Here is a 7,591-nt window from a genome sequence, read left to right on the forward strand (position 1 = left end):
TGCGGCCGGCCGAGATCGCAGGGGTGAGGCCGGTGCGGACGGGGGATGTCTCGACCGTCACCTGTCCCCCCAGCGGCCGCCGTGGGGAGCCGCAGTTAGGGGTGCGCATGCGCATCGCCGCCGTCGAATCCACCGAACTGTTCGTCCGCACGGCCACCGGCGACGGCCCGTGCCAGGTGGTCCGCGTCGTACTCGACGAGGTGCCGGACGACGCGTCTGCGGTGGTCGAGGTCACCGGTCCCGGGGTGCGGGGCGAGCACACGGCGGACGGCCGGCCCCCCGGCACGGTGCCGGTGGTGGTGGAGGTGCCCGTGGAGGCCGCCGCGCCCGCCGCGGTCCCCGGTGCGCGCGTCCCGATCACCGTGCGGGCCGCCGCGGGCCGGGAGCGGTGCACGGCCGAGGGCGAACTGCTCGTGGCCGAGCCGGGGTGGACCGTCTGGATGATCCCCCACTTCCACTACGACCCGGTCTGGTGGAACACCCAGGCCGCCTACACCGCCACCTGGGACCACGCGGGCGGCCTGGCGCAGGCGAACCGGCAGGAGTTCCAGCACGCGGGGTTCGACCTCGTCCGCCTTCACCTGGACACCGCCAGGAGGGAGCCCGGCTACAAGTTCGTGCTCGCGGAGGTCGACTACCTCAAGCCGTACTGGAACGCGCACCCCGAGGACCGGGCATACCTGCGCCGCCTGCTCGCGGAGGGCCGGCTGGAGATCATGGGCGGCACCTACAACGAGCCGAACACCAACCTGACCGGTCCCGAGGCGACGATCCGCAACATCGTCCACGGGATCGGCTTCCAGCGTGACGTGCTCGGCGGGGATCCGGCGACGGCCTGGCAGCTCGACGCGTTCGGGCACGACCCGCAGTTTCCCGGGCTGATCGCCGAGGCGGGGCTGACGTCCAGCTCGTGGGCGCGCGGCCCCTACCACCAGTGGGGCCCGATGCTCGCCGGCGGTGGCTGGGGCGACCCGTCGGTCATGCAGTTCCCCTCGGAGTTCGAGTGGCTGTCGCCGTCCGGGCGCGGGGTGACCACCCACTACATGCCGGCCCACTACAGCGCCGGGTGGTGGATGGACTCCGCGCCGGACCTGGAGCAGGCCGAGGCCGCCGTCTACGAGCTGTTCACGCTGCTCAAGAAGGTCGCCGCGACCCGCAACGTGCTGCTGCCCGTCGGCACCGACTACACCCCGCCCAACAAATGGGTCATGGAGATCCAGCGCGACTGGAACCGGCGCTACGTCTCGCCCCGGTTCGTCTGCGGGCTGCCGAGGGAGTTCTTCGCCGCCGTGCGGGACGAGGGCGTCCGCCTGACGCCGCAGACGCGGGACATGAACCCGATCTACACCGGCAAGGATGTGTCGTACATCGACACCAAGCAGGCGCAGCGGCACGCCGAGACGCGGCTCGCCGACGCAGAGAAGTTCGCCGCCGTCGCCGCGGCGACCCTCGGCGCGCCCTACCCGCACGCCGCCCTCGACAAGGCCTGGCGCCAGATCGCGTACGGCGCGCACCACGACGGCATCACCGGCTCGGAGTCCGATCAGGTCTACCTGGACCTGATGACGGGCTGGCGGGAGGCGTACGACCTGGGCGGGCGGGTCCTCGACGCGTCGCTGCGCCGCCTCGGCGAGGGGCTGACCGGCGTCGCCGTCTGGAACCCCTCCTCCTGGCCCAGGACCGACCTCGTCCGCGTACGGCTGACGCTGCCGGCGCCGGGATCGTACGGCGTCGCGCTCGACCCGCCCGCGCGCGGTCTGCTGCTGGAGCATCCCGAGCGGCACCCCGACGGCAGCCTCGCGGCCGTGGACGCGGTCTTCGTCGCCGACGACGTGCCCGCGCTCGGGTATCGCACGTTCCGGCTGGTGCCCACCGCCGCGCCCGCCCCGATCGGCTGGGCCGTCCGCGAGGGGACCCGCATCGAGAACGCCACGCACGCGGTGGAGGTCGACCCCGAGCGCGGCGGGACGGTGTCGAGCCTCACGGCCGAGGGCCGCGAACTGCTGCAGCAGGACCGGGTGGGCAACGAACTGCTCGTCTACGACGAGCACCCGGCGCACCCCCGGTTCGGTGAGGGCCCCTGGCACCTGGTGCCGAGCGGAGGGGTGAGCGGCTCGGCCGCGGCCCCCGCCGAGGTCGCCGTCGCAGAGTGCCCGGCGGGGCGGCGGATCGTCGTCGGCGGCCGGGTCGGCCCGGTCGTCTACACGCAGGAGATCACGCTCTGGGACGGGCTGCCGCGGGTGGACCTCACCACCCACGTGGACGAGTTCCACGGCTCCGACGTGCTGGTGCGGCTGCGCTGGCCGGTGCGGGTGCCGGGGGCGCTGCCGGTCAGCGAGGTCGCCGGCGCCGTCGTCGGCCGCGGGTTCGGCCTGATCGACGTGGACTCCGCGCAGCACCCGTGGACGCTGGACAACCCGGCGCACAACTGGTTCGCGCTGTCGTCCACGGCCCGGGTCGCGCTGCGCTCGCCGGCCGGACGCCCCCTCGGCGCGCGGGCCGTCGGCGTCGCAGAGATCATCGCGCCGCCGGACGCGGTCGCCGACGACCTGAGAGACCTCGCCGTGGCGCTCGTACGGCAGGGCGTGACCTCGACGTGCTCCACCGGGCCCGGACCCCGGTACGGGAACCTCGCCGTGGACTCCAACCTGCCCGACGTGCGCATCGCGGTCGGCACGCCCGAGGAGAACCCGTTCGTCGCGGCGCTGCTGGACGACGCGGAGGCCGCGGAGCTGCGCGCGCGTCTCGACGCCGAGGGCCGGGCCCGCCTGTGGGTGCCCGCCGACGAGCCGCTGGAGAAGGTCTGGGTGCCGGGCGCCGACCTCACCGGCCCCCGCGACCTTCCGGTGCTCGTGGTCTGCGGCGAGGGCGCGGTCGAGGAACTGGTCGCGGACCTCGCCGACGCGGCCGTGGAGGTGGTGACGGACGCCGAGCCTGCCGACGCGGTTCTCGACGACTACACGATCGGGCTGGTGAACCGGGGCATTCCGGGCTTCGCGGTCGATCCGTCGGGGGCGTTGCACGTGTCGCTGATGCGGTCGTGCACCGGCTGGCCGTCCGGCGTGTGGATCGACCCGCCGCGCCGCACCGCGCCCGACGGCTCCGGCTTCCAGCTCCAGCACTGGACCCACATGTTCGAGTGCTCCCTGGTGGCCGCCCCGGGCGACTGGCGCGCGGCCGATCTCGTGCGGATCGGCCACGACGTCAACCACCCGCTGGCGGCGACCACGGGGCTTGACGGGCGGGCCTGGCAGGACGGGCCGGCCGGCGAGTCGCGGTCGTTCCTGGAGACCGGGCCCGGCCTGGTCCTCACCGCGCTCAAGGCGGCCGGGAACCCGATCGCCTCGGGCCGGACGCCCGGCGCGGTGACCGCGCTGACCGCCCGCGTGTACGAGGCCGGCGGCCGCACCGTGCCGCTGTCGATCGCCACGACACTGCCTCTGGGGCCGTGGCGGCGGGCCGACCTCCTGGAGAACGCCACCGGGGACGCCCCCGGCACGCTCGACGGCATGGAGATCGTCACGCTGGTCGCCCCCGCTCCGCCCCCCGCCCCACGTCCGCGCCGGACGCCGCGGAGGTGGGCGGGGAGCGGGCCGGCGACCTGGAGGCGGGCGGGGCTGCGGGCGGCCGGGTGGTGGCCAGCGGGAGTGCGCCGCCGGTGCCGGAGACCGAGCCGCACCAGCCGGTCCACACGCGCTACTGGCTGAACAACACCGGGCCCGCGCCGATGGGGGGACCTGCCGGTCGCCGTGCACGTGTACCCGCCCGACCTGGACGTCGCGGGGCCGGTGGACCTGACCCTGACCATCGCCTCCGGCCTCACGGAGGAGCAGGCGGAGGGCGTGGTCACGCTCACCGCCCCCGACGGCTGGTCGGTGACGCCCGCCGTCCGGCCGTACGTGCTGCCTCCGGGGGGCCACGCCACCGTGCCGGTGCGGCTCACGCCGCCTCCCGGCGCCGAGGGCGGCCTCCACCTGCTCACCGCGCGCACCGAGTTCGGCGACCAGGCGTACGAGGACGTGACCCGGCTGCACGTGTTCCGGCCGGGCGAGGGCGGGCGGCGGTCACCTGGGCTGGAGGTGACGCTGGAGGGTCTCGGCCACCCGCCACACCTTCGGCTGACGCCCGGCGGCCGGGCGGAGGTCGTGGTCCGGCTGCGGTCCGAGGCGCGGTCGCCGGTCTCCGCGCAGGCGCAGCTCGTCAGCCCGTGGCAGACGTTCGAGATGTTCCCCGAGTGGAACGGCGGGGCCGTCGTGCCGCCCGAGGGCGAGGCGGAGGTGCGCTTCCCGGTACGCGTGCCGCTGGGCACTCGCCCGGGCCGCTGGTGGGCGCTCGTGAAGATCGCCTGCGCCGGGTGGCTGCACTACACGGACACGATCGAGGTCGAGGTCGAGCGGTGAACGGCCCGGGCGCGCCCTCGACCGGCGTCGCCGCACCGGCGTACCGCACAGAGGACGGCATGCGGCGCTCGGACGGTCGCGCACACCCCGATCCGAGAGCCGCGGCGACGGTGGGGGATCGGGTGATCACGGTCGCCGAGGTGGACCGGCGGCTGCGCCTGATGCGCAGCGGCCCGCTCGCGGCCCGGTTGCCGCGCCCCGAGACCGCCGAGGGCCGCAACCTGCGCCGCTGGCTGGTGCAGGTCATGGTGGCCGAGTCGCTGGCCGAGCAGGAGGCGGCCCGTCTCGGCCTGCCGGCCGGGCACTCGGCACCGCCACGGCCGCAGGTGGCGCTCACGCCGGCCGTCGCGCTCCGGACGGGCGGCGTCGCGGCCGCCGTCCTGGTGACGAGCCCTGCGGCCAGGGCGGTGTGCCGGGCGCTCGCCGCCGGCCGCGAGCCGTCCGAGGACGAGGTGCGCGACTACTACCGGCGCAACCTCGACCGGTTCGCCACGCCGGAGACGCGCTGGGTCCGTCCGTTCGGGCGGGTCCGGCGCGGGCAGATCGCCGGGCCGATCGAGGACGCGGTCTTCGCCGCCCGCGAAGGTGAGACGGTCGGGCCCGTGGAGGGCCCCGGCGGCCCCTGGACCCTGGTGGTCGAGCGGATCGAGACGGCGCGGCGGGAGCCGTACGCGGCCGTGCGGGAGCGGATCCGCGCGGAGCTGGCGAAGGAGAGCGGGGAGCGGGCCTTCGCCCGCTGGCTCGACGCACGGCACGCCGACTCGGTCGTGCTCACGCCGGGGCACGAGCATCCGGCCGACCCGGCCCAGCCCGACGCCGACCACCGGCACTGACCAGCGAAATCCCCGGTTCGGGGGGGCTCCCGGGCGGTCCGACCCCGGCGTTTCGGGGCACGTGAGTAGGCATGGCACAGCAAGTCAGCGCCTTCGACGCGCAGTTCCTCAACTTCGAGACGGGCACCAACCTCGCGCACATCGCGGCGCTCACGATTCTCGACCCCTCCGGCAGGCCCGGCGGCATGCTGACCCGCGAGGACCTGATCGCGCTGCTCAAACGGCGGCTGCATCTCGCGCCGCCGCTGCGCAGGCGGCTGGTCGAGGTGCCCTTCGGGCTCGACCATCCCTACTGGGCGGAGGACCGCGAGGTCGACTTCGACTACCACGTACGGGACCTGGCGCTGCCTCCTCCCGGCGACGACCACAAGCTCGCCGAACAGGTCGCCCGGCTGCACGGGGCACGGCTCGACCGAGGGCGGCCGTTGTGGGAGATCTACCTGATCCACGGTCTGGCCGGGGGCCGGGTGGCGATCTACACGAAGGTCCACCACGCCGCGGTCGACGGCGTCACCGGGGCCGAGGTGCTCGCCGCCGTGATGGACTTCGAGCCCGAGCCGGCCGCCGTTCCCGGCCCGGAGGCCGCGGCCGAGCCGCAGCCGGCCCCCGACGCGGTGGAGATGGTGATCAGGGGCGTCGCGCGGGTGCTGGACAACCCGTTCGCCCTGCTGCGCTTCATCGCCGAGGCGGTGCCGCGGCTGGACGAGGTGCCGTTCGTGGCGCAGCTCCCGGGGGCGGGGCTGGTCTCGCGGTTCGTCCGGGGCATCGGCGGCGGGGACGCCGGGCCCCTGCCCGAGCTGCCCCGGATGGTGGTGCCGCGCACGCCGTTCTCCGGGCCGATCTCGCGGCACCGCCGCTTCGCCTTCGGACAGTTGCCCCTGGACGAGGTCAAGCGGATCAAGAACGCCTTCGGCGTCACCGTGAACGACGTCGTCATGGCGATGTGCGCCACGGCGCTGCGGCGCTGGCTGGCCAAGCGCGACGAGCTGCCTCGCCAGCCGCTTGTCGCGGGGATCCCGGTCTCCACCCGTGGGCAGGCCGCCAACGGCTCGGCCGCCAACGAGGTGATGCTGACCATGACCACCCTGCCGACTGACGTTGCCGACTCGCGCGACCGGTTGCTGTCGGTGAACCGCTCGATGGGTCTGATCAAGGAACGGCTCGCCGCGGCGCCGGCCGCCTGGCTCCTGGAGTTCAGCCAGGCGATGCCGGCCGCGCTGAGCGCGCTGGCGGCCAGGTCCGCCTTCCGGATCGCCTCGCGGGCGGCTCCCGCCGTGAACCTGCTGGTCTCCAACGTGCCGGGGCCTCAGACGCCGCTCTACGTGTGCGGGGCGCGGGTCACCGCGCTCTACCCGATGTCGGTGATCACGGACGTCAGCGGGGGGATCAACATCACGGTGTTCTCCTACGACGGCAGGCTCGGCTTCGGGATCGTCACCGACCGCGACATGGTGCCCGACGTGTGGGACCTCATCGACTACCTGCGGGACTCACTGGCCGAGTACGGCGCGCTGGCGGCCCCGGCTGAGCCGGGCACGGCGGAGCCGGGGGAAGCGCGCGAAGCCGGGAAAGCGCGCGGAGCCGGGAACGCCCGCGAAGCCCCGGAGGACGGCGAAGGCGGGCGCGGCGGCGGCACGCGGCGCGCGGGCGGCCGAGGGGCCGCGACAAAAGCCGCAGCAGGAGCCGCAGGAGCCGCGGCAGGAGCCGGGCACGGCGCCGAAGCCGAGGCGGGCGCGCAAGCCTCCGCAGCCGCCGCCCGCCTGAGGTCCTCGGCACGTCCTGGCCCACGACCGGCCACCCGCAGGTCAGAAGAGGGCGTCGTCCATCGTGTGCGGTCCGCCGTGGTCCGCGCCGAGGCCGGACGTGGAGCCGGGGACGGTTGGGGCCTGTCCCAGACCGTGTCCCCGGTCATGTCCCCAGGCCGCCGTCTCCCAGGGCCAGCGCCGCGATCCCGGCGGTCAGCAGCAGGGCGAAGACGGCGGCGATCACGGCGAACACGATCGACTGCCGGGACATACCGGTGCGCGGCGGGAGCGGGGGAGCCGACCCCTGCCGGGGGCCCTGCGGCCGGTGACCACCCGACCGGTGACCATTTGGCCGGTGATCACTTGGACTGTGATCACTTGGCCTGGGGCCCGGCACCGCGTTCGGCGCGGTCGCCGCGCGGCGCAGGTCCTGACCGCTCGCGGGAACGCCTCCGGCCGGGCCGGTGAGCGAGTGCCCCGGCGCGGCGGGGCCGCGGCTCTGGGACGGGCCCGCCCCTCCCCGGCGTGCCGGCCGATGGTGTCACTTCGCGGTGCGCCTCAACCGCACCGCCCTGCATCGGCGGGTCAAGGACGGCACGCTGAGCTTCGAGGA

At 75.0% G+C, this 7,591-nt stretch carries 4 protein-coding genes; all 4 read left to right on the forward strand.

The features are described 5' to 3' along the window. Nucleotides 1-107: 107 nt before the first annotated feature. Complete coding sequence (locus tag B1L11_RS37225) at nucleotides 108-3,707, forward strand: glycoside hydrolase family 38 C-terminal domain-containing protein (protein ID WP_218671541.1); 3,600 nt, start codon at nucleotides 108-110, stop codon at nucleotides 3,705-3,707. Nucleotides 3,708-3,749: 42 nt separating this feature from the next. Beyond that, nucleotides 3,750-4,400 carry an NEW3 domain-containing protein gene (locus B1L11_RS48980; RefSeq protein ID WP_218671542.1) on the forward strand — a complete coding sequence of 217 codons (651 nt, stop codon included), beginning with the start codon at nucleotides 3,750-3,752 and terminating at the stop codon, nucleotides 4,398-4,400. Then, nucleotides 4,397-5,233 (forward strand): peptidylprolyl isomerase, encoded by an 837-nt coding sequence (locus tag B1L11_RS37230; protein WP_079319962.1) that lies wholly within the window; start codon nucleotides 4,397-4,399, stop codon nucleotides 5,231-5,233. Before B1L11_RS48980 ends, B1L11_RS37230 begins: the two co-directional genes overlap by 4 nt. A 71-nt stretch (nucleotides 5,234-5,304) precedes the next feature. Further along, nucleotides 5,305-7,446 carry a wax ester/triacylglycerol synthase family O-acyltransferase gene (locus B1L11_RS37235; RefSeq protein WP_218671543.1) on the forward strand — a complete coding sequence of 714 codons (2,142 nt, stop codon included), beginning with the start codon at nucleotides 5,305-5,307 and terminating at the stop codon, nucleotides 7,444-7,446. Nucleotides 7,447-7,591: the final 145 nt, after the last annotated feature.

This window comes from Microbispora sp. GKU 823 (genome assembly GCF_002027145.1).
In the GTDB taxonomy this organism is placed as follows: domain Bacteria; phylum Actinomycetota; class Actinomycetes; order Streptosporangiales; family Streptosporangiaceae; genus Microbispora; species Microbispora siamensis.